The following is a 21,658-nucleotide window of genomic DNA, read 5'->3' as shown; positions in this document are numbered from 1 at the left end:
ATGAGTTCAAACATGCAACAATCCCAAAGCCGGTCGCTTGTCGACTGGCTTTCTTATTTGGAGCAGATCCATCCGGTCAATATCGACATGGGGCTGGATCGGGTCGGTGCTGTCGCCCGGCGCATGGGTCTCACCCAGCTGCCGTTCAAGGTGATCACGGTGGCGGGCACCAACGGCAAGGGCTCCAGCTGTGCCATGGCGGCCAGCATTCTGATGGCCGCAGGCTACAAGGTCGGCGTCTACTCCTCGCCCCATCTGCTGCGCTTTACCGAGCGGGTACGGGTCAACGGGCAAGAGCTGTCCGACAGCGATCACTGCGCCGCTTTTGCCGAAGTGGAAGCGGCGCGTGGCGAGATAGCGCTCACCTTCTTCGAGTTCGCCACCCTGGCTGGCTTGTGGCTCTTCTGCCGCGCCGCCCCCGATGTACTGCTGCTGGAAGTGGGACTGGGTGGTCGGCTCGACGCCACCAACGTGGTGGAGTCCGATGTGGCGATGATCACCTCCATTGCCCTCGATCACTGCGACTGGCTGGGTGATACCCGCGAAGCTGTGGCGGTGGAGAAGGCGGGGGTCTATCGCGCCGGTAAACCCGCCATCAGTGGCGAGCCCAATCCGCCTGCGACTATCGCGAGCGAAGCGGCGCGTCTTGGCGCCAACCTGCGTCAGGTCGGTATCGATTTTCGTGGCGATGAGCACAAGAGCGGTTGGGATTATCACGGCCTCAACCAGTGGCGGGATCTGCCAAAACCGGCGCTACCGCTGATGAACGCGGTGACCGTGCTGGCGGCGCTGGAATCCCTCGGCTTGCCGCTGCCGGAGTCCGCCATTCGTGACGGGCTTGCCAATGCCCGGCTGGCTGGCCGGATGCAGCAGCTGCAAAGTGCGCCGCTGGTGATCGTCGATGTGGCCCATAACCCCCATTCGGCGGCCTATCTGGCCGCGCAATTGCGCAAGATGCCCTGCACGGGTGTGCGCCGCGCCGTGGTCGGCATGCTCAAAGACAAGGACATGGCGGGATCCCTTGCCGAACTCGATGGCCTGATTGGCGAGTGGTATCTGGCCAGTCTCACCGGCCCGCGCGCCGCCACCGCAACGCAACTGGCTGCGGCGTTGGGGGAGGGCAAGGGGCCAGCCAGAGAGTTTGATGATGTCAGCGCCGCTTATCAGGCAGCGTTGGCCGCATCGAGTCCGGACGATATGGTCATTGTGTTTGGTTCGTTTTACACTGTCGCCGACATTCTGGCGGGTGTCGCCGTCTAGGCCACACTCCGGCCCCCCGGCCTTCGGGCGGGGAGCCAAATCGCATATTGAGTTACGTAAAGGTAGGATTCAACTTGGCCTCGAAGTTTCAAAACCGTCTGGTGGGCACCGTCATCCTGGTGGCCCTGGTTGTTATTTTCCTGCCGGACTTGCTGGATGGTCACAAGCTGGCACAAAAGGAGGAGGCCTTTGCCAAGATCCCGCTGCGCCCCGAGCTGGAGCCCGCCAAGCCCGCGCTGCAGGTCTCGGCAGCCAGCAGTCTGCCCGCCGATCATCTGGCCAGCCAGCAACAGGCCTCTGCGGCCCAGCAGTGGCAAGTGGAAGAGGTGGCTGACCCCATGACCCTCGCCGGTCAGGGCAACGGTGCGCAGCCGGCGACAACCCCTGCCGCACCGGCGCCGGTTCAGCCGCAACAGAATGCCCAACCCAAGCCACAGCCCAAGCCGGAAGTGGTGGCCAAAAAGCCGGTCGAACCGCCCAAGCCTGCACCCAAGCCGACGCCAGCCAAACCGGTTGAAGTGGCCAAAGCGCCCGCACCGGCCAAGCCGCAGGCGGGTCAGATCAAGTCCCTCGACGATCTGATTGAAAGCAAAATGACCCAACCGACCACCCCCGCGCCTGCTGCGGCACCGGCACAGGGTAGCTGGATCCTTCAGCTTGGCGCCTTCAAGAACGTCGACAGCGTCAACGCGCTGGTGAGCAAGCTGCGGGCGGCGGGCTACTCTGCCCACACCTCGCCGCGCACACCGGTGCAGGGTCAGCTCAACCGGGTCTTTATCGGACCGGATGTCTCCAAGGCCAAACTGCAGGGGATGCAGGGGCGGATCTCCCAGATGACCGGCCTCAGTGGCTCGGTGGTCTCTTACAATCCGTGACGGCTTGCCGTTGGCAATGGCCCTCTGAAACAAACACCGCGCCCCGTGCGCGGTGTTTTTTTATCTGGCCGTCGTGATTTTTAAGGACGGCGTCGTATAGGTCACCCCCCGGTTGGGATTTTCGGGCAGTTGGGGTAGTCTGAGCCCTTCTGCTACTCACAGGAGTTCAAGATGATCCTCTCAACGACCCCCACGCTGGAAGGCAAAGCCATTCGTGAATACCGCGGCATCGTGGTAGGCGAAGCCATTCTCGGCGCCAACATTTTCAAGGATCTCTTCGCCGGGATCCGCGACATCATCGGCGGTCGCTCCGGCGCCTATGAAAAAGAGCTGGCCCGTGCCCGCGAGATCGCTTTCGACGAGCTGAAAGAGCGCGCAGCGGCCCTTGGCGCCAATGCGGTGGTCGGCATCGATATCGACTACGAAGTGGTGGGGCAAAACGGCAGCATGCTGATGGTCAGTATCAGTGGCACCGCCGTGGTGGTCTGATCGGGCACCCGCCTCTGAATGGGCAATGAGCCGATAACTGGGTTATCGGCTTTTTTATTGCCTGTCTGATACGTGGCGGCTGGCGGGGTTGTCACTCAATCTATTGATTTTAAATATTTATATTTATTAATAATTCCACTGACCGGTTTTATTTTTTTTAACTGGGTAGCCCGAGAGGGTCAAGCTAGAGTGCCGCCATCAGGAACGACACCGCTCACGGACGAGGTTCTCTTCTCTTGAAGGCGTATCACTATGAATCAAAAACCTGCTCTGCTGACCCTTGTCATGTTGGCCATGACCGCCCATGCCGGCAGTGCCCTCGCAGCGCTGCCCAACTTCAGCGCCACTTGTCCCACCGATATTCGGGTCAAGTCGCAAGGGGGCAACGTCTTTATCAATGGCAAGAAGGCGACCCTGAAAACGCTGGCGCCCGCCGCCTATTCGGCCACAAACGGCAAGGTGGTCATTGGGATCACCTTCGATCTGCCCGCCAGCGAACCCACCCTGGATTACGTCATCAAACATGATCGCCGGGCCCACGGCTTTTGCACCGTGCACGCCTGGTCGGCGGGCAAGGCAGCCGCACTGCCGATGGCCAAAGGGGACTCGCCCTATCAGGGCAAGTGGATCGCCAAAAATAGCGAGACCGGCGCCACGGTGGCCAATATTCAGGTGGATGGCAAGGAGCAGGTGTGGGTCAACGGAGTCAAGGTGAAGGCCAAGCGGGCCGATGGCGCGCTGCAGTTTCGTCAGGGAACCATCCTCTACACCTTGCAGGGGGATCCGCGTATTCGCGATGAGAGCGACTGGAATGACAGCGATGTTCAGAATACCGGCCCCATCCGGCTCGAGTAACAGACACGCCGTGCCACGGCTTGGTCATTGATGCAAAAAACAGAGAGCGGCCATGCCGCTCTCTGTTTTGTTGTCTCTATTGGGTGATAGCCGTGCGGGGTTAGATGCCGTGGATGGCGTTGGCTTCCCCATACCAGTCCAGCTTGTCGGCCAGAGTGACCACCGAGCCGATGATGATGAGACTCGGGCTCTTCACCTGACGAGCCAGTTCGGCCAACTGCTGCAGCTCGCCGCGCACCACCCGCTGGCTGAGCTGGGTGCCTTGCTCCACCAGCGCCACCGGGGTGTGGCCGGGCATGCCGTGGGTTTGCAGCGCATCCTGAATGCGGGCGGCGTGGGCCAGCCCCATGTAGAACACCAGGGTCTGGCGTGGGGCCGCCAGCGCCGACCACTCCTGGGCGATATTGCCCTCCTTGTCATGCCCGGTGATGAACTGCACCCGTTGGGCGTGATCGCGGTGGGTGAGGGGAATGCCGCTGTAGGCAGCGCAGCCTGAGGCTGCCGTAATGCCCGGTACCACCGAGAAGGGGATGCCCGCCTCGGCCAGGGTTTCCAGCTCCTCGCCACCCCGGCCAAAGATAAAGGGATCGCCCCCCTTGAGTCGCACCACCTGTTTGCCGAGGCGAGCCTGCTCCAGCAACAGCTGGTTGATCGCCTGCTGGGGCACACAGTGGCGGCCCGCCTCCTTGCCGACAAAGATCCGCTCGGCATCCCGGCGAACAAGTGCCAGCACCGCCTGCGACACCAGCCGGTCATAGACCACCACATCCGCCTGTTGCAGCTGCTGCAGACCGCTTAGGGTAAGCAGCCCCGCATCGCCGGGGCCTGCTCCCACCAGGGTTACGCTTCCCTTGCTCTGCGGTTGCTCATCGAGTAGCTCGGCGACGCTCTGCTCGGCGGCCTGTTGTTGGCCGCGCGCCAGCTGGCATGCCAGTCGCTCATGGCTAAAGAGCCGCTCCCAGAAGCGGCGGCGGGCCAGCTTGTCCGGAATGAGTTTGACCTGCTCGCGCAGCTTGCCCGCCAGCGCCGCGAGTTGGCCGAGGTGTTGCGGTAGCAACGCTTCAAGTTTTTCCCGCAGCTGGCGGCTTAGAACCGGCGCCGCGCCTGCGCTGGAGATGGCCACCATCAGCGGCGAGCGGTCGATGATCGCGGGCATGATGGCGCTGCAGTGGGCCGGAGAGTCCACCACATTGCAGAAGATCTGGCGCAGGTTCGCCTCATGAAAGACCTGATGGTTGACCTCTGGCTGGTTGGTGGCGGCGATCACCAGCCACTTGCCATCGAGCAGTTCGGGATGAAAATCGGCGGCGCAGACGGTCAGGCGACCCTGCTCGGCCCAGCTCATCAGCTGGGGTTCCAGATGGGGGGCATTGATGGTGATCTTCGCCTTGGCATCGAGTAGCAGGCGCGCCTTGCGCACCGCCACCTCACCGCCGCCGACGATCAGGACCGGCTTGTTTTGCAGCTGACAGAAGAGAGGGAGAAAGTCCATAACAGGCTCCGGATGCTGGCCCGCTCGCAATGCCGCGCCGGGCGAGATAGCAGGGCGCGCCGTGACGCACCCCGGATGGTCGGGGGAAAGATCCCCCGACGGGAATAAAAAAGGGGAAGGGTGATCTACGCCCGGGCCAACGACAGATCCCCACCGGTGTCGGCCATTTGATCACGCTTCCCCAAACGAGGTTTTTCCTATTGCACCGCTTTGACGTGCATGTTGGCGACGTACTGATCTTCGGCCCAGAAGATGCGGTCAGCGACCATGGCTTCCGGGTTGAGGGTGACGCCGCGCAGCACCCGCTCCTTGAACTTGTGATAACCGGCCCGGTCGATAAGGTGACCCATGTGCAGGTAGATGGGCTTGCCATCCAGCATCTCGGCCTCGAACTCGAACAGGTTCTTGATCACCGCATGAAGCACCTCTTCGGTCACCCAGTTGAGGAATAGCTTGCCAGTGCGGGGGGTCTTCTTGCTGGTGCGCCCCCCCAGCTTGACCATGTAGAGCTGCTTGGGATCCCGCTGCCAGGCCAGTGTCGGGCAGGCCAGCACGCACTCGCCACAGCCGATACACTTGCTCTCCTCTTTGACCGCCTTGCCATGCTTGATGGCGAGGCAATCCACCGCGTGGTGGTTACATGCCTTGACACAGGCGCCGCAGCCGATGCAGCGCTCGGCATTGAAGTGGATTTTGGCGATGCCGAGGATACCGAAGTCGGCCATGTTGGCCTTGGCGCAGTCGTTGGGGCAGCCGGCGATCACCATTTTGAGGTGATAGGGGTTGGGGTAGAGGTGTTTCTCCATCCGCTGGGCCAGCCCGGTGCAGTCGATATTGCCCTTCTGGCAGATGGTGTTGCCCTGACAGGCGACGATATTGCGCCCGCCGATGGTCTGGTAACCGGCTGTGGTGTCCTCTACCTCGATGCCGCAGGTCTCCACCTCGATCTCCTTGATAAAGGGTTCGAGGGCGGCGTTGACCTTGTCCATGTCCTGATACTTGATGCCGGGCATCGCCAGCTTCTGGCGGGTGGTGAGGTGGATCAGGCCGTTGCCATACTGTTCGGCGATCTGCTGGGCCACTGCCAGCAGGTGGGCGGGCATGATCCCGCCTGGAATGCGTACGCTGATCATCGCTTCGCCGCGCACCTTGGAGAGGCGGTATTCGTTCTTGGCGCGGGCCTTGATGATGTCGATATCGAGACTCATGGTGTTCTCCCTCAGTCGATCAGATGCTGGGCCTGGTCAAAACGAAAGACCGGTCCATCCACGCAGATATAGGTGTCGCCCATCCGGCAGTGGCCACACTTGCCCACGGCGCAGGCCATGCGGCGTTCGTAGTCGACCCAGATGCGATCCTTGGGGATGCCCCGCTCGAGGAAGGCGTGCACCACGAAGCGGATCATGATGGGGGGGCCGACCACGATCACCTGGATATCCTCCTTGTCAGCGAGATCCAGCTGGTCGATGTAGTCGGTGACCCGGCCAATGCGAAACTGCTCGCTCTCCTTGCCCTCGTCCAGGGTGACGATGAGGTTCTGCTGCTCGGCCCAGAGCGGCATCTCGTGGCGATAGAGCACCGCCTGCTCGTTCTTGAAGCCGAGGATCATGTCGAGGGATTTCACCTCTTCCGGATGTTTGCTGAAGCGGCGCAGCAGCCCCTTGACCGGCGCGACGCCGGTACCGCCCGCCACCACGATGAGGTGCTGGTTGCGGTAGGTCTCCAGCGGATAGCCGTTGCCGTGGACGCCGCGCATCCACAGCTTGTCGCCCACATCGAGGGCAAACAGCGCATCGGTTACCTTGCCGACCTTGCGGATCAACAGATCCACATAGCCATCGCCATAGTCGGAGACCGAGATGGGCGCTTCGCCAACGGTGGGCAGGGAGATCTCCACAAACTGGCCGTAGTGGACATCAAAGTCGCGGGAGACCCGAAAGTTCCACTCCAGCTCGGTGTGACGCTCGATGGCCAGAATGGTGTAGGCCTTGGGCAGCAGGCGATTTTCGACCACGTCCTGCTGCGGTTCTGCTGTTGCGGTTTGCTGGCACTGGCACATATCAGTTCGCCCCCTGCGCGTTGTCGGCTGCGATGGTCTGTTCGACCACATCGGTCATCTTGTTGATGATGTTGCTAAAGGAGATGTAGTGAGGGCAGCGATCGTCGCAGCGGCCACAGCCGACGCACATGTGCTCCTCCCCCTGACGGGCCTTGTAGTCGTTGACCTTGTGCAGGGCGCGATAACGCAGGCGCTCGCCATGTTTGGCGCGAAAACCGTGGCCACCGGCCATGTCGCTAAAGCCATCCACCATGCAGCTGGCCCACTGGCGACGGCGCTCACCCTGCTTGGGGTTCTCTGCATAAGTGAGGTCGTGCACGCTGTAGCAGCTGCAGGTCGGGCAGGAGGTGGTACAGCGGCCGCAGCCGATGCAGCGGCTGTCGTACTCGGCCCAGACCGGATGGGCGGTGAGGATCTGGCGGATCCGCTGGGGGTCGTTACAGACGCTGTCCGGGGTGCGAACCTTGACCGGGTTGCTCTGGACAAATTCCGGGGTGAAGTCGTCGGATTCACCCAGTTCGGCAAAGTAGCCGAGCAGCTCGGGATCCTTCACCTCGATACGGGCACCCTCATCGCTCAGACGAATGGCGGCGGCGTAGTCCTGGGTCTTGTTGCTGCCCATGGAGACGCAGAAGCAGTTCTCGAAGCTCTCGCGGCACTCCAGCAGCACCAGCTTGAGCTTGCTGCGCAGCCGGGCGTAGTAGACGTCGCTGTTCTGGCCATTTTTCAGGTAGACCTGATCCAGCCTGCGCAGAGCGTGGATATCACAGCTGCGCAAGAACAGCAGGGTGGGCTTGGCCTCCACCTTTGATTCGCGCAGCTCCAGATTGTCGAAGTGGAACAGGGTCTGGGTGATGGGGAGCACCACCTCTTTCGGGGAGAAGTGGGACTTCTCCTGCCACACCAGATCGGCCGGATGGCGGATGCTGTGGTAGGTGACGTTGTCGGTGTCGGAGAAGCGGCCGCCCCGATATTCGGCCGCGGGCGCCATGATCCGGTAATCGGGCAGCAGCCGCTCGAACAGCTGCGCCAGCGCGGGATGGGTGAGAAGAAACGACATAAATAAACACCTTGTATGAGGGTGAGATGCCCTGGCATAGGGATGAGGAGCGGGCCGGGTCTGGGTGTCTGGCACCGGTTCTGGCCGCGCTTGCCTCGCCACGGTCTGTTTTTATGACTCATGTTGCTCAACTGACCCGATTGTTATTGTGTTGGCGGCGCGTGCGTCGCGGCAGGTCGGGTCATGCCTGTAAAACCCTTATCAATTGAGCAGGGCGGCCTGATAGCCTGCGCACTTGCCCATCACGTATCCCATCTCCAGCTTGTTGATATCGCGGGTAAAACGGGAAACGGGGAAGTAGTCGGCCGGGGCGATCACCTCGATCTGGCAGTCCTCCGGCGGATTGGCGATAAAATCGAGCGCCTCGTTGTAGCTGCGATCCCGCTGCTCCAGCGCCTGTGCCAGCGCGGGGCGGGTCTTGAGCAGGGTGCGGATCATCCAGGGGAAGGGCATCGGCTTGAGCCGGTAGCCAAGGGGCTCGGAGAGGATCACCGTCAGGTGACGGGCACCGCGGCGGTAGGCCTCGATCACCGGGATGGAGTCGGCCACCCCCCCATCTGTCATCGGTACCCCGTGCACCTCCGGGTATTCGTGGGAGGCGAGGGGAATGGCGCAGCTGGCGGGCAGCACCTCGTTCATGTTCTCCGGCTTGACCCGGATGTACTCCGCCTTGCCGGTCAGGGTATTGGTCACCACCGCATAGAAGGGGATGCCGGTCTCCCGGTAGGCGTGAATGTCGAGGGGATACTTGCGGCAGCTGGTGTTCCACAGCCAGTGGATATCCACCAGATTACCCCCCTTGGCAAAGCGCAGGGGATCCATAAACTGCTGGCTGCACGCCAGTTTGGTCAGGATCTCGTGGCTGCGGCCATGCTGGCTGGCGAGATAAGCCAGCAAGTTGGTGGCCCCCGCCGAGACGCCGATGGCGAAGTCAAAGGGGCGATAGTCATGCTCGATAAACGCATCCAGCACGCCGCTGGCAAATATGCCGCGCATGGCGCCGCCTTCTACAACCAATGCGCTGGGGGATGCGTTTTTGTTCATGACAGGCACCTCATTGATAAGTCAGAGAGAAAACGTGGGAAAGAGAACGTCCGGGCTGTCAGGCCGACCGTTCTGACAACCAACCGGGGTTGGCCATCGCAATGAGGTCATTCTAGGAAGGGGATGGTGTTTAGAATATCTGTTAATAATGAATCAAGTGTTTTGTATTTCTAAACGATGGTGATAAACCCGTTGTGATCAAAGGGATTGTGTAGGAGTCTCAACAACTCTGTGATGGCTGGATATTGGCAAGGATGAGTGTGTCATGACGTTATTGGTTCCCCCGCTGCTCCGACGTGGCGATACCATCGCTTTTTTCTCCCCTTCCAGCGCGGCGACCGCTTGGGCACCCAACCGTTTTGCCCGCGCAAAAGCCTTTCTTGAGGGGCAGGGCTTTAGGCTCAAGGCGGGCAGCCTCACCGGCCAGCAGGATCACTGGCGCTCCGGCTCCATCGCCGCACGAGCCGAGGAGCTCAACGCCCTTATTCGCGACCCAGAAGTGCGCTGCATCATATCGGTGATTGGCGGCAGCAACTCCAACTCCCTGCTCCCTTATCTCGATTTTGATGCGCTCAAGCGCGACCCCAAGATCATCGTCGGCTACTCAGATGTGACGGCGTTGCTGCTCGGCATCCATGCCCAAACTGGCCTGGTTACCTTTTATGGCCCGGCGCTGGTGGCCTCCTTTGGCGAGTTGCCGCCGCTGGTGGATGAGACGCTGGCCAGTTTTTTACAGATTGCGTTGGCCGATGAAGCTGGCGTCCCCTGCACGTTGCCCACCCCGGCAAAGTGGAGCGATGAACGGCTGGACTGGGAGAACCAGACCCGGGTCAAGTTTTGCCAGCCCAATCGGCTGATCTCGGTGGGCTCTGGCCGGGTAGTGGGACGACTGATCGGCGGCAACCTCAACACCATGGCGGGGATCTGGGGCTCCCCCTATATGCCGCCCATCGAGCACGGCGACATTTTGCTGCTGGAGGACAGCCTGAAATCTGCCGAGACGGTGGAGCGATCTTTTGCCCATCTCAAGCTGTGCGGGGTGTTTGAGCGGATCGGCGCGCTTATCCTCGGCAAGCACGAGCTGTTCAACGATCAGGGGAGCGGCAAGCGCCCCCTCGATATCCTGCTGGAGGTGGTAGGGGAGCCGAGCTTCCCCATTCTGGCGGAGTTTGACTGCGCCCATACCCACCCCATGCTGACGTTGCCGCTGGGTATCGAGGTAGCGCTCGATCTCGACCGCCAGCAGCTCACGCTACTGGAGCCATGGTGGCGAGCAGAATGAGGGCGAAATGAATGTCCAACAACAAGGCCGCGGATGCGGCCTTGTCTGTTTTTGTGGGGATGGATCAGGGCAGGGCATCGGGTCGGAAGCTGGCGCGGATCTGCGGCACCAGGCTTGATGGGTCGAACCCTTTCTCCTCGCCTAGCACCGGATGGAGCAGGGGTTTCTCTTCGATGGGGGTGATATCCCCCGCCAGCAGCTGGCGGGTGGCCTGACCCATCTGGTAGAGCTGGCGCACCGGCGCAAACTGGGTCGCCAGATTGAGGGGGTCATCGGCGCGGGTGAAGGCCATCATGGGGATCTGGTAGGTGGCATCGCGTGCCGGCTTGTCACCGTGAATGCCCTTGCCGGCAGACATCAAAAACGGCTGGTGATCGCCAAAGGCCACCACCAGATAGCGCTTGCCCGACTGGTCGAGGGTCTTGAGCAGCCGCTCCAGCGAGGCCATGGCATCCACCACCCCGGTGTAGTAGGTGTTGAGCAGCTGGGTGTCGCTCTCGCTCTGGTTCGGACAGGCGCCGCTGCGCTCCTGCCCCTGATAGCGGGGGCCATCGAAGGGGCCGTGCCCCTGCATGGTGACCGCATAGGCAAACAGCGGCTTGTCATCCTGCTCGCTGCGTTTGAGTATGTGGTCGATCAGCGCATCATCGGAGATATAGAGCCCCTTGTGCTCGAGGGTGGTGAAGCGGGTGTCGAACCAGCGCTCCTCATAGCCAAGCGCCGGGATCGCCTTGGCGCGGCCCCAGAATTTTTCCACATAAGGGTGGGCGAACAGGGTCTGGTAGCCGCTCTGTCTGGCGCTCTGGGCCAGTCCCGGCACCTGCTGCGAGAGGTAGTAGTAGGGCACCACCCCCTGCTTGAGCAAGCCCACCGGCAGGCCGGTGTTCATCTCGAACTCCGCCAGTACCGTCATGCCGCCGGTGGTGGGGGAGTGGATGGTTTTTTGCCACTGCTGCACGCTGGCGGGCAGGGAGAGGGTGGGAGCCGGTGCGCAGATCCGCCCCTTCCAGTCGAGCCAGAGCGACTCATATTGCAGCACGATCACCAGATCCCAGCGCGGCGCAATGCCCTGGGGCGGATAACTCAGCTGCGGGGTCAGCTCGTTGATCTGCAAGGGGTAGCGAAACACGCTGCCGCTTTGCAGCATCTCGTCCACCAGATTGAACAGATAGAGGCCGGGGCCGGAGCGGATGATGTCTCTGTGGTAGTTGACCGCGCGATCCACGTAGCGAATGTTGGCCCCCAGCAGCTTGTTGCCGGTCTGGGTGGCAAAGACGCACAGGGCAAAGAAGGCGACGGTGGCAGCGGCTGTGCGCAGCACCCAGCGTGACAGGGCAAAGCGCCAGCAGAGAAACAGTGCCAGCAACACGGTGAAGATGGGTAGGATGGGGTGCTGGTCGAGCAGGATCCGCAGCAGCGCCAGCAGGTTGCCAAAATCGTCCCCGCCGAGCGGCACGCCGTAGATGGCGATCTTCATAAAGTTGGCCAACAGACCTATGCCCGAAAGCGCGGTAAAGACCAGCCCCATATAGAGGTTGAAGCCCGCCAGCGCGCATAGGCTCCAGCCTAGCACCATGCTGCCCCAGGCCAGATAGTAGTGCTCTGGGCGAAAGCCTGACCAGAGCAGAAACTCCCCCAGCTTGAACACCACGAAGCCGTGCAGCAACACGAAGGTGAGGTTGCCGAGCAGCAGGCTGCCGATGATCCGCCAGCGCAGGCTGCGGCGCAGCTTTGGCAGCACCGTCTTGAGCACGGCGGCGCTCAGGGCCAGCACCAGCGTCAGGCTCACCACCAGATAGGTGAGGTTGAAGCCCTGCTCCGGCAGGGTTTGCAGGATCTGGCTGAAGTCGCCGCTCTCGGGGCGATCCTTGAGCAGCAGACCGATGCGCAGCTGATAACGGCTGGCCAGCGCGTCATCCGGGGCGCGCAAGGTGCTGTTGAGATCCAGGGTGCAGCGGTTATTGCGGCACACCTGACGTTTATCCACCGCTTGACTCAGCTGGTCAATCCGCTCCCCCTTGTCGTTGAGCAGCTCCACCCGCACCTTGTCCCCCGCTTGCAATGGCCCTCGCAACTGCCATTGACTGCGCACCACCAGATAGAGGCCGCGGCTGTCGCTTTTATAGAGCAGGGCGTGGCGGGTGAGGGTAGCCAGCGGATTGTCGGCGGGGCCCAGCACCAGCGGCTGGGCACGGCCCAGCCAGCTGCCGGGATTGTTCAGCGGCAACAACAGGGTCAGCAGCAGCAATCCGCCCAGCAGGGCAAGCAGCAGAGAGGGCAGACTCAGGACGCGGGGGCGGCCTGAGGAGGGGCGATTCATATAAGCTCATCCTTTGAGCGAGTGAGGGAGAGATCGTTCATCCGCATAGAGTTTGACCCGATGGTGCGGGCCTTGTTTCAGCTTGTCAATTTAATGACCACTTAATGAATATTTGGTTACAGCTCAACCTTGCAAATTGTGATCCCGATCGAGGGGTTGTTCGGAATATGTGATGAAAGCGTCATCATGGGGTTTTGCCACTGGCTTGGGAGGGAGCTGCTGTTTAGTCTCTCGATAGCGACTGGAGGTACATGTATGAATCCCAAAGTGATGGCACGTCAGGCCAGATTGCTGCGCATGCTGGAGAGCAAGGAAGAGATCCGGATCGGACGCGAGCGCGACTGCCCGCTGCCGCTGGCCCAACTGGTCAAGCTGAAGGATAGCCATCCGGCTGTGGTCAAGGTCTATCGCCACGGTCTCACCGCCGAGGTGTTTCACCTCAAGGTGGAGGGGCATCACTGGTGCCTCAAGCGGCGCCGTCAGGATTCGCTGGTGGCCAACCTCGATGGCAAGACCGCCTTTCTGACCGAGCTGGAGCGGCGGCGCGAAATCGAGGCGCTGCGCGAGCTGCACCCTACCGTCCTCTCCCACGTGGTCTGCACCAGCTTCGGCTCGGCGCGGGCCGGTGTGCTGGTTTCCCCCTGGTTGCGGGGTGTGCCGGTCCATCAGCTCAACGAGCGCAATCTGGCCCAGATGCTGGAGGTGCAGGGGGAGCTGGCCCGCTGGGGCTGGTTTGACTGGGACCCGAGCCCGGGCAACCTGCTCGATGACGGCGAGCAGATCTGCGTGTTCGACTTTGGCTATATGTGGACCTTCGATCCCCGCTTTGAATACAACTCCAATGGTCTGGTCGACCCGCAGTTTCATGTGCCGGAGCGACTGGAGACCCGTACCCTCTCCGGGCTTTGGCTCGATGAGGCCGATCCTTTGCCGCAATTTCGCTACTGGCGCGAGCTTTGTCTGAAATGGGTGAAACGGGAGATCCATCACCTGATCCGCGAAGGGGCCAGTGCCCCTGTGCTGGCCCGCCTGCACGCCCTGCAAGGGGAGTGGAGCGCCGCGCTGGCGAGCGACGAGGCGCTGGTCGCCAACTGGTGGCGGGACATGTATCGCAGCCACCGGCTCGATGTGGCCGATGATCTGAGCGGCCAGAGCTGCGGCCCGCTCACCCTGCGTCGCCTCGACTGGTTGATGCAGGCAGTGACGGATCACTATCCGCTGCTGGTGGACAATCTCTCGCCTCAGGAGACGGAGCTCGGCCAGACCGGGCTGCTGGCCCGCTTGCAGCAGCTGCGCCGCGAAGCCGTGGCCTGTCAGCTGCCTGCTACCAGCCTTGCCTGAGCCAACACATCTGCGAAATACAAATGAACAGGGCGCCTTGCTGGCGCCCTGTTGCATGGCCGTAATTTCCTCGCGGTGAGGGTCAGTCCAGCAACTCCTGATGGAGGCGGTTGACGATATTGCCCGCCTCGCTCTCCTTGACCAGGAAGCAGAGGTTGTGGGCGCTGGCGCCGTAGCAGATCATCCGGATGTTGTGCTCGCGCAGGGCGTCAAAGACCTGACTGCCCACCCCGTTCACTTCGCTCATCCGGTTGCCGATGAGCGCCACCAGTGCCAGACCGGTTTCCACCTCCACCTTGCAGAGCTGCCCCAGCTCGGTCAGTACCTTGTCGCTCAGGATCGGTTCGCCGTTGCTCTGGCTGCCGGTGTGATCCAGCGTCAATGACACGCTCACTTCTGACGTGGTGATGAGATCAACCGAGATGCGGTGACGGGCCAGAATGCCGAACACTTCGGCCAGAAAGCCGTAGGCGTGGAACATGTTGAGGCTGTGCAGGGTCACCAGCACCTGCTGGCGGCGCAGGGCGACGGCGCGAAACAGCGGGCTTGAATCTGTGCTGGCACGGATCCAGGTACCACCGGCGGCAGGATCCTTGGCGGAGCCGACAAACACCGGAATATTCTGGCGCACCGCCGGTTGCAATGTGGCGGGGTGCAGCACTTTGGCGCCGAAGGTGGCCATCTCGGCCGCTTCGACAAAGCTGATTTCCGGGATCGGGCGGGCGCGGGTGACGAGGCGCGGATCTGTGGTGTAGATGCCGGGCACATCGGTCCAAATCTCGATACTGGCGGCATCGAGCGCTTCGGCGAGCAGGGCTGCGCTGTAGTCAGAGCCGCCGCGACCGAGCGTGGTGGTGCGGCCATCGCCATCGGCGCCGATAAAGCCCTGGGTGATGATGAGGCTGTCGCCAAGCTGCGGGCCCAGCGTCTGCTGGCAGAGGGTACGGGTAGTGGCCAGATCGACGGTGGCCTTGCCAAAGCGGCTGTCGGTGCGCATCAGCTGGCGCACATCCTGCCAGTGGGCCTTGACGCCGCGCTGGCGCAGCAGCTCGGTAAAGAGGCGGGTAGACATCAACTCGCCGCAGGCGATGAGGCGATCGGCCAGCTCCGCATCGGTATGCTGGTGAGCTTGCTGGGCCATGAGGCGAATTTCGTCCAACTGGCCATGAATGAGGGCGCTCACATCAACGGGGTTGCCGAGATCGGTCAGAATGGCCTGCTGGATCCCGGCCAGTTTGGCCAGCTGCTCGTCGCGGCCCGCTTCGTCCAGCTCCCCTTGAGCCAGAGCGACCAGCAGGTTGGTGACGCCGGCGCTGGCGCTCAGTACCACCACCCGGGTGGCGGGATTGGCCAGCACGATGTCGGCGCAGTGATTCATGGCCGGGAAGTTGGCGACACTGGTTCCGCCAAACTTGGCGACATTGATCGGGCTCATTGCTTACTCCTGTCTTATTTTAAGATTCCGGTTCCATCGGGCAAAAAAGAGAGGAGGAGGCTGAAAATGGCAGGAATGAACGAAGCTATCCCGGCCAGAAGCACTCCACCTGCAGAGCCCATCCCGTACCGCCCCTGACAGGGCGCGGTGGGGGATGATCACTACCGATGGCAACCCGGGGGATTCAGCCCCCGCAGCCGACGTTGAGGTCACCAGTCTCCTCACTCGTCTCGGCGCTGCTCCCCCTGACCCAAGTTCACCGGACGCTGGCGTCCTCCCTTGGGCTGCCTGGGCAGCGCTCCTCTTCTGGCTCCACCAGGGCGGTGGAGTGCATTTAGAAATACCCTGCGTTGGATTGCACTGTCAATCGAGTTTGTGAAAAAGTTCAAATTGTCGGCTAACTCAACACAGAATCAATGGCTTAGGCAATGGTCTTTGACAAAACCTTGGAACGACGCTGCCAGTTGTAGAGACGCTGACGCGCCACCGGCAGATCTTCCACTTCCAGCGGATCGAAGCCCCGCTCCCGGAACCAGTGGATGGAGCGGGTGGTGAGCACGAACAGGCGGCGAATGCCAAGCCGCTTGGCCCGCTCGGCCACCTTGGCCACCAGCTGATCCCCCCGGTTGGAGTTGCGATAGTCGGGGTGAATGGCGACGCAGGCCATCTCCGCCATCGCTTCTTCCATAAAGCAGTAGAGGGCCGCGCAGCCGATGATGAGACCATCGCGCTCGATGATGGTGAACTTGTCGATCTCCATCTCCAGCTGCTCGCGGGAGCGACGTACCAGAATCCCTTCCTCCTCCAGCGGGCGAATGAGATCCAGAATGCCGCCGATATCCTCGATGGTGGCGGCGCGGGCCTGCTCGGCACTTTCCCGCACGATCTGGGTGCCAAGGCCGTCACGGCTGAACAGCTCCTGCAGCATGGCGCCATCATCCTGATAGCTCACCAGATGGGAGCGGGGCACGCCGCCGCGGCAAGAGGCAATGGCCGCACGCAGGTAGCGGGCAGTGCCGGACATCTCTTCGCCCGCCTGCTCCAGCTCCACCAGCAGCTCTTCGGCCTGCTCGGGGAAGAGCTCGGAGATGGCTTCTCCGCGCCTGTCCATTACCCCCTGGGTGCTGCTAAAGCAGATGAGCTTGTCCGCCTTGAGGTCGACCGCCACCCGGCGGGCCACCTCTTCCGAGCTCAGGTTAAAGCTCTCGCCGGTGACCGAGCAGCCGATCGGGGAGATGAGCACCAGACTCTTCTGATCGAGCTGGCGGGTGATCCCCTCCACGTCGATGCGGCGCACCCGGCCGCTATGGCAAAAGTCGATGCCATCATCCACCCCCAGCGGCTGGGCGGTGACGAAGTTGCCGCTCACCACGCTGATCCGCGCCCCCTGCATGGGGGTGTTGGCGAGCCCCATGGAGAGCTGGGCGGTGATGTCATATTGCAGGCCGCCACACACCTGCTTGATGATGGTGAAGCTCTCGTCATCGGTGACCCGGATCCGCTTGTGGTACTGGGCCTCGATACCGGCGCGGGCCAGCGCCTCATCGTTTTGCGGACGTGAACCAAACACCAGCACCAGGCGTATGCCCAGTGTCTGCAGCAGAGCGATATCGCTGACGATATTGGCGAAGTTGGGGTGGCAGATGGCTTCTCCCCCCATCATCAGCACAAAGGTGGCACCCCGATGCACATTGACATAGGGGGTGGATTGCCGGAAGGCATTGACCAGACTGGGTTCGCGTTCACGCACTTGATATTTCTTCCATAAAAAAACAGCGATTGGCTCAATATATGAAAATTAATTCACAAATCAAGACTAAATATTGATTTTGGCCGTTTCTGGTCTACGAGGGGCGGCTTGGCCGTGCGAATTGGGAACGTGTGGCAGGAAGCGCAGATGGCCGTTGGGGCGAGCGGGGAGGGGCCCGCCGGTTGATCCGGCGCGATAAACTGCTATCTTCGATGCTCCTTTTCGTCAGCTGTGTGATTTCACAGGGTTTTATACAAGGACAGAATTCATGGAACAGATTATTTCACCGGCAGATGCCCTGCCGGGGCGACGCGAAGCGATGGTGATTGGTCAGCAGCATGCGGTGAATGGTAACCCGACCCAGGGCCCCTGGCCCGAGAACATGGAGATCGCCTGGTTTGGCATGGGTTGCTTCTGGGGCGTGGAGCGCCTGTTCTGGCAGCAGCCGGGCGTCTACTCCACCGCGGCCGGTTATCAGGGCGGCGTGACCCAGAATCCCACCTACAAAGAGGTGTGCAGCGGCCTGACCGGCCATGCCGAGACGGTGCAGGTGGTGTTTGATCCGGCGGTGATCAGCTACGGCGATCTGCTCAGACTGTTCTGGGAGCAGCACGATCCGGCGCAGGGGATGCGTCAGGGCGGGGACATTGGCACCCAGTATCGTTCGGTGATCTTCTATGGCGATGAGAGCCAGCAGATCATTGCCCAGCAGAGCATGGCGGCCTATCAGCAGGCGATGGCAGCAAGCGGCGACAGTCGTGCCATTACCACCCGCATTCTGCCGCTGGCGCCCTTCTACTATGCCGAGGATTACCATCAGCAATATCTGGAGAAAAACCCGGATGGCTACTGCGGATTGGGTGGCATTGGAGTCTGTTTGCCGCCCAGCCTGAACCGCTGAACAGGTTTGTAGTCGATTTCTTAATAAAAGTGAAAATAAATGGTCGGAGGAGGGAACTTATTGCGACCAGTCGGGACTAACTAGGTAGCGTCCAGGGATCGGATGCAAAGTCCAGACACATTTCTTGCCTTGATAACCGCCTGATGAATGAACGCACTGGCGGGTTGAAAATGATAGCAAGCAGGGCTGCCCACCAAGGCGGCCCTTTTCCTTATCTGCTGCTTTGAAATCTTGCGTTGGGCGGGAGAGCCGGACGTCAGATCAGCCGATGGCGCTGTCGAACAGGTTCTTGATGAGATCGATAAACTCGATGAGGAAGGTTTTCTGTTCCGGGGTCGGGGCGCGCAGCCAGACGGCGGAGAGTACCTCTTCCAGATCGGCGACCACGGCGTCGGCCTCCTGCATGATGGCGAAACGCACCTTGGGATCGAGCTGGGGGTTTTGCTCGCAAATGGCCATCAGGTTGCTGGCAACACGGCCACTGACCAGATCTTCGATGGTCTCTTCACCATCGTTCTGCTGCTGGGATTCAAACAATCCCAAACTCTCCACCAGATACTCGATCAGCGAGATATAGCCTTCACTTTCTACCACCATGGTTGCTGCCTCAATACAGTAACAATACGAAAATTAAGCGTATTTTAGTGGCTTGCCCTAGCTTGGCAAGCAGCAGTGCAGGCGATGCCGAGTAAAACTGACTCCGCCCCGCTCCACGCACTCCAGCCCGGTCAACGTAAAGCCATGTCGTAAAAATAGCTCATAACTGAATGCGCTGGCCTCGGTGGTGATGAGGGTCATACCGAGCCCTCGGGCCCCCGCGAGCGCCGTGGTGAGCAGCAGATTGCCCAGTCCCTGGCGCTGATGGTCGGCGCTCACATAGAGCAGACTGAGGTGGCCATCGGGGCTCAGGGTGACAAACCCGAGGGGCACATTTGCCTGCTCCGCTACCCAGCCGTGGTGCTCGCGCAGCTGGCTGACAAAGCCCGGATGTTGTGAACCGAGGGCCCACTGCTCCACCTGCTCGGCGCTGTAGTGCTCGGGGCCGCTGCGTCGCACCGCCTGCTCAAACAGGGTCACGAGAGCGGGGATATGTGCCTCGCCAAGGGGGACGATACGCAATGCTGGCGTCATAAGGTTGGGTCGTCAGTGGGGGAGAGGGGGCGCGGCGCCTGTGGCCGTTTGGCTTTGGGCAGACCCGCGACAACCCGCTCATAGGAGTGGTGCACCCAGCCCTGCCACAGATCATCTGGCAAGGTGCTGTTCAGGGTCACTGTGTTCCAGTGTTGCTTGTTCATATGCCAGCCCGGTTTGACCTCGGGGTGGATCTCGCGCAGCAGCAACGCCAGCTCGGGCTCGCATTTGAGGTTGATGGTAAGCGGCTCGGCCTGCCAATCCACCAGCGCGAACATCTTGCCCGCGATGCGGTAGACCAGGATCTCCGGACCAAACGGGGTATCTTCGGTGGCGCCCGGCAGGGTCAGCAGAAAGTGGCGCAAACGGGTCAAATCCATGGAAAGTTCTCGCGCAAGGGGTGATCCGGGTCATGTCAGGCGCATATCTATCGGCGGGCCTGTTCTGTTAATATGCGCGCAGCCGAGTATACCCCCCATCACCAAGGGAGCCTATTGGATGTTGTATCACAAGACTTTCGAACTGGGTCCCGAGCGGGATTGGGTGGTGTTTGTCCACGGCGCCGGTGGCAGCTCCTCCATCTGGTTCAAGCAGCTGCGCGCCTATCGCGAACACTTCAACGTGCTGCTGCTGGACTTGCGCGGCCACGGCCAGTCCCACCAGCTGCAACAGGTGGTCAAGGGCCACTACAGCTTTCGGGAAGTGACCGAAGATATCGTTCGGCTGCTCGATCATCTCGATATCCGCCGCGCCCACTTCGTCGGCATCTCCCTTGGCACCATCCTTATTCGCCATCTGGCCGAGCTCTGCCCGGAGCGGGTGAAGAGCATGGTACTGGGGGGCGCCATTTTGCGGCTCGATATCCGCTCGCGGGTGCTGGTGCAGCTGGGCCGACTCGGCCAGCACTTCCTGCCCTATATGTGGCTCTACCGGCTGTTTGCCTTCATTATCATGCCGCGCCAGCACCATCAGGAGTCGCGCAACCTCTTTGTGCGCGAGGCTCGCAAGCTCTGCCAGAAAGAGTTCAAGCGCTGGTTCCGCCTCGCCACCGAGGTCAACCCGCTGATGCGTTACTTCCGCGAGCGCTCCCTGCCCATTCCCACCCTCTATGTGATGGGGGAGGAGGATCATATGTTTCTGGCACCAGTGCGCGAACAGGTGGCCCGCGATGCCAGCTCTTCGCTGGCGGTTATTGAACAGTGCGGCCATGTCTGCAATGTGGAGCAGCCGGAGCAGTTTAATCGCCGTACGCTGGCCTTTTTAACGGCCCAACCTAGCTGAATCGGCGTCAACTGCCGATTTGATGCGGTCTTGGTGGTTTGAGCCTGCGAGGTAATGTCTGGTTTGGGGCCTCAACAGCTGGGTGTGAGCCCACTACAACCCGGCTGGCTGAGCTCGTGGTTACCCTGTGACTCTTATCACCAAGGAGTCCCGATGATCAAACTCATCCACACAATGATTCCGGGTTCGTGACCCGGATATATCACTGCATTTCTATCATGAGGCCCTCAGCGGGCTCACTTCCCCTTCGAGGGCTTTATCGAGCGACTGCATCGCACACGGCTGAATGAACACTTTCGCATCAAAGTGCGGACGACCTAGTATGAGTCGGTAGAGTAGATGCAGACAGTCCTGGATAGCTACCTGGCTGCGGCCACATCAGGGTTGGATTATGGAGGGTCAGACCCTCTACAGCATGTTCAAGAGGGTTCTGAAATTGATACCGAAGGAAGTGCGCATTAAAGTAGCGTAAAAAGACACCGGTTTGAGGCCGGTGTCAGGTGATAACTGGATCTGTACAGATTGGCACAAGCTTGAAATGTATCAGGGAAAGGATTTAGATTTTATCCAATGCTTTGGTATCTGATGCATACTTGCACATGGTCGTTGTATTATCAGCAGCATAGTTGTAGCTGGTCTCAATATAACTTCCTCTATCGCCAGTCAAAATGATATTTACTTTGCTGCTGGGGTTAGGATAGTGATTGTCACCATCACCACCATACCAATGACCTTTATTAAGGTCGTAGAAGTATATATTACCCAGCACTCTGATTTTTAATATGAATCGTTCAAAGTTGGTTGCAACGTTTGCCACTGCTGACTGGCCATTCTTGATGGTCAGGGTCATGAATTGATAAGGGCTTGCTTCGATAATTTCTACATCAACACCCAAGGCATTCACTATAGTTAAACTTCCCATATTATCATCCTATAATCTTTAGTAATGATGCTGCTTTTTAATTTCGAAGAGGCCGAATGGATGAATTAAATTGTCATCAAGGGCACTGCTGAAATTAAATTTATGAAAGCTTTTATATTTTAGATAGATATACAATGCTATCTGTAAAAGTATCAACTGCA

General features: G+C 60.5%; 20 protein-coding genes, 1 pseudogene and 1 riboswitch. Of the genes and pseudogenes, 9 read left to right on the top strand and 12 right to left on the bottom strand.

The window, feature by feature from the left end; all coding sequences use genetic code 11:
* The 4 genes from folC to BN1139_RS15555 all read left to right on the top strand — a co-directional run bounded on the left by folC (nt 1) and on the right by BN1139_RS15555 (nt 3,479).
* Nucleotides 1-1,260, top strand: coding sequence for a bifunctional tetrahydrofolate synthase/dihydrofolate synthase (gene folC, locus BN1139_RS15570; RefSeq protein WP_041202717.1), 1,260 nt, complete (start codon nt 1-3; stop codon nt 1,258-1,260).
* A 74-nt stretch (nt 1,261-1,334) separates the two neighbouring features.
* Nucleotides 1,335-2,135 carry a cell division protein DedD gene (gene dedD / locus BN1139_RS15565; protein ID WP_005352757.1) on the top strand — a complete coding sequence of 267 codons (801 nt, stop codon included), beginning with the start codon at nt 1,335-1,337 and terminating at the stop codon, nt 2,133-2,135.
* Between the two features lie 171 nt (nt 2,136-2,306).
* Nucleotides 2,307-2,624: a heavy metal-binding domain-containing protein gene (locus BN1139_RS15560; protein ID WP_005352756.1), complete on the top strand. Its 318-nt coding sequence runs from the start codon at nt 2,307-2,309 to the stop codon at nt 2,622-2,624.
* A gap of 252 nt (nt 2,625-2,876) precedes the next feature.
* A complete protein-coding gene (locus tag BN1139_RS15555; RefSeq protein WP_005352755.1) occupies nt 2,877-3,479 on the top strand; it encodes a hypothetical protein in 603 nt (200 codons plus the stop codon).
* A gap of 100 nt (nt 3,480-3,579) precedes the next feature.
* Here the strand turns inward: BN1139_RS15555 and cysG are convergent, their stop codons facing one another.
* The 5 genes from cysG to BN1139_RS15530 all read right to left on the bottom strand — a co-directional run bounded on the left by cysG (nt 3,580) and on the right by BN1139_RS15530 (nt 9,134).
* Entirely contained in the window at nt 3,580-4,971 is a 1,392-nt protein-coding gene (gene cysG, locus BN1139_RS15550; protein ID WP_005352754.1) for a siroheme synthase CysG, read from the bottom strand.
* Between the two features lie 197 nt (nt 4,972-5,168).
* Nucleotides 5,169-6,179 (bottom strand): sulfite reductase subunit C, encoded by a 1,011-nt coding sequence (gene asrC / locus BN1139_RS15545; RefSeq protein ID WP_005352753.1) that lies wholly within the window; start codon nt 6,177-6,179, stop codon nt 5,169-5,171.
* 11 nt (nt 6,180-6,190) lie between these two features.
* Nucleotides 6,191-7,030: an anaerobic sulfite reductase subunit AsrB gene (gene asrB / locus BN1139_RS15540; RefSeq protein WP_005352750.1), complete on the bottom strand. Its 840-nt coding sequence runs from the start codon at nt 7,028-7,030 to the stop codon at nt 6,191-6,193.
* A gap of 1 nt (nt 7,031) precedes the next feature.
* Nucleotides 7,032-8,090, bottom strand: a complete 1,059-nt coding sequence (asrA, locus tag BN1139_RS15535; RefSeq protein WP_005352749.1) for an anaerobic sulfite reductase subunit AsrA — start codon at nt 8,088-8,090, stop codon at nt 7,032-7,034.
* Between the two features lie 201 nt (nt 8,091-8,291).
* On the bottom strand, nt 8,292-9,134 hold the full coding sequence (locus BN1139_RS15530) for a patatin-like phospholipase family protein (RefSeq protein WP_005333746.1): 843 nt from the start codon (nt 9,132-9,134) through the stop codon (nt 8,292-8,294).
* 265 nt (nt 9,135-9,399) lie between these two features.
* On the opposite strand from BN1139_RS15530, the gene BN1139_RS15525 reads away from it, so the two are divergent.
* On the top strand, nt 9,400-10,416 hold the full coding sequence (locus BN1139_RS15525) for a S66 family peptidase (RefSeq protein ID WP_005352748.1): 1,017 nt from the start codon (nt 9,400-9,402) through the stop codon (nt 10,414-10,416).
* A 64-nt stretch (nt 10,417-10,480) separates the two neighbouring features.
* On the opposite strand, the gene BN1139_RS15520 is transcribed toward BN1139_RS15525, so the two are convergent.
* Nucleotides 10,481-12,736, bottom strand: coding sequence for an LTA synthase family protein (locus BN1139_RS15520; protein WP_005352747.1), 2,256 nt, complete (start codon nt 12,734-12,736; stop codon nt 10,481-10,483).
* Between the two features lie 255 nt (nt 12,737-12,991).
* Here BN1139_RS15520 and BN1139_RS15515 point away from each other — a divergent pair, with 255 nt between their 5' ends.
* Nucleotides 12,992-14,077 (top strand): protein kinase family protein, encoded by a 1,086-nt coding sequence (locus BN1139_RS15515; protein WP_005333743.1) that lies wholly within the window; start codon nt 12,992-12,994, stop codon nt 14,075-14,077.
* Nucleotides 14,078-14,159: 82 nt separating this feature from the next.
* Here the strand turns inward: BN1139_RS15515 and lysC are convergent, their stop codons facing one another.
* On the bottom strand, nt 14,160-15,512 hold the full coding sequence (gene lysC, locus BN1139_RS15510; RefSeq protein WP_005352746.1) for a lysine-sensitive aspartokinase 3: 1,353 nt from the start codon (nt 15,510-15,512) through the stop codon (nt 14,160-14,162).
* Between the two features lie 90 nt (nt 15,513-15,602).
* A riboswitch (Lysine riboswitch) is annotated at nt 15,603-15,826 on the bottom strand.
* Between the two features lie 107 nt (nt 15,827-15,933).
* Nucleotides 15,934-17,262 carry an amino-acid N-acetyltransferase gene (gene argA / locus BN1139_RS15505; protein WP_005345063.1) on the bottom strand — a complete coding sequence of 443 codons (1,329 nt, stop codon included), beginning with the start codon at nt 17,260-17,262 and terminating at the stop codon, nt 15,934-15,936.
* A 268-nt stretch (nt 17,263-17,530) separates the two neighbouring features.
* Here argA and msrA point away from each other — a divergent pair, with 268 nt between their 5' ends.
* Complete coding sequence (msrA, locus tag BN1139_RS15500; RefSeq protein WP_005352745.1) at nt 17,531-18,163, top strand: peptide-methionine (S)-S-oxide reductase MsrA; 633 nt, start codon at nt 17,531-17,533, stop codon at nt 18,161-18,163.
* A gap of 261 nt (nt 18,164-18,424) precedes the next feature.
* Here the strand turns inward: msrA and BN1139_RS15495 are convergent, their stop codons facing one another.
* Genes BN1139_RS15495 through BN1139_RS15485 form a run of 3 tightly spaced genes read right to left on the bottom strand, consistent with a single transcriptional unit; the run spans nt 18,425 to nt 19,674 of the window.
* Complete coding sequence (locus tag BN1139_RS15495; RefSeq protein ID WP_005333735.1) at nt 18,425-18,760, bottom strand: DUF3802 family protein; 336 nt, start codon at nt 18,758-18,760, stop codon at nt 18,425-18,427.
* Nucleotides 18,761-18,817: 57 nt separating this feature from the next.
* A complete protein-coding gene (locus BN1139_RS15490; protein WP_005352744.1) occupies nt 18,818-19,294 on the bottom strand; it encodes a GNAT family N-acetyltransferase in 477 nt (158 codons plus the stop codon).
* The gene (locus BN1139_RS15485) at nt 19,291-19,674 is read right to left on the bottom strand and encodes an MmcQ/YjbR family DNA-binding protein (protein ID WP_005333730.1); all 384 of its coding nucleotides are present in this window, start codon (nt 19,672-19,674) and stop codon (nt 19,291-19,293) included. Before BN1139_RS15485 ends, BN1139_RS15490 begins: the two co-directional genes overlap by 4 nt.
* A 118-nt stretch (nt 19,675-19,792) precedes the next feature.
* Here BN1139_RS15485 and BN1139_RS15480 point away from each other — a divergent pair, with 118 nt between their 5' ends.
* The gene (locus BN1139_RS15480) at nt 19,793-20,575 is read left to right on the top strand and encodes an alpha/beta fold hydrolase (protein WP_005352739.1); all 783 of its coding nucleotides are present in this window, start codon (nt 19,793-19,795) and stop codon (nt 20,573-20,575) included.
* A gap of 252 nt (nt 20,576-20,827) precedes the next feature.
* A pseudogene (locus BN1139_RS21075) lies at nt 20,828-21,047 on the top strand (IS481 family transposase); the annotation flags it as partial.
* An 84-nt stretch (nt 21,048-21,131) separates the two neighbouring features.
* On the opposite strand, the gene BN1139_RS15475 reads toward BN1139_RS21075, so the two are convergent.
* On the bottom strand, nt 21,132-21,497 hold the full coding sequence (locus BN1139_RS15475) for a hypothetical protein (protein ID WP_005352731.1): 366 nt from the start codon (nt 21,495-21,497) through the stop codon (nt 21,132-21,134).
* Nucleotides 21,498-21,658: the final 161 nt, after the last annotated feature.

The sequence above is a fragment of the Aeromonas veronii bv. veronii genome, assembly GCF_000820225.1.
Taxonomy (GTDB): domain Bacteria; phylum Pseudomonadota; class Gammaproteobacteria; order Enterobacterales; family Aeromonadaceae; genus Aeromonas; species Aeromonas veronii.
This window is presented reverse-complemented; position numbering and strand designations above follow the sequence as displayed.